Annotated in this window: 2 protein-coding genes; both read right to left on the minus strand. The window is 56.0% G+C overall.

Annotated features, from left to right (window positions below):
- On the minus strand, positions 1-147 hold a 147-nt coding region (locus ACOCD2_RS25535), incomplete at its 3' end, for a DUF4258 domain-containing protein (RefSeq protein ID WP_293653943.1).
- A 1-nt stretch (position 148) separates the two neighbouring features.
- Positions 149-555, minus strand: a 407-nt coding sequence (locus tag ACOCD2_RS25540) for a type I CRISPR-associated protein Cas7 (RefSeq protein WP_293653941.1), incomplete at its 5' end; no start/stop codon positions are given.

Here is a 555-nt window from a genome sequence, read left to right on the forward strand (position 1 = left end):
GCTTGGGTAGGGCCTGTCATCCGGATAACGCTGTATGACCTCACCGTCATTTACCGCCTGCACGACATCTTCCTTGCGAATGCCACGCTCGAACATCCGGGAAACGGCATGGCCACTGAACTTCAGGGATGAGCAGTCCAATGACATACTAACCCACCCTGCGGATCAGCCCGACACCCTGTGGCAAGTTGCCTGCGTTTACATTGACATCGTAATCGGTAAAATCCCTTGGAACAGTTACATCCGGTTTTCTTGCCAATGCGATGCGCTCGAACAGGTCGTGAGCATGGGCGTTACCGAGCTTGCTGTCGTGCCTGAAAATATAGAGGCCCCGGGTGGCCATTTCGCCACGGGCAGCGGAGCGATCATGTTCAAACATGTTTTCCAGTGCTTCCCAGAACAGTTCCAGATCATTTTCGGAAAACCCGGTCTGACCGGCCAGCGGCGCTGAAACGAAGCCATGGGCGACATAGAGACCATAGGGGACGGTGTGCTTGCGACCCATGGTGCGGTTGTCACCATCCTGCTTTTCTGCCGCGGCCTCGGTGGCAACCG

Origin of the sequence: Thiolapillus sp. (genome assembly GCF_048562965.1) — a bacterium.
Taxonomy (GTDB): domain Bacteria; phylum Pseudomonadota; class Gammaproteobacteria; order Chromatiales; family Chromatiaceae; genus Thiolapillus; species Thiolapillus brandeum_A.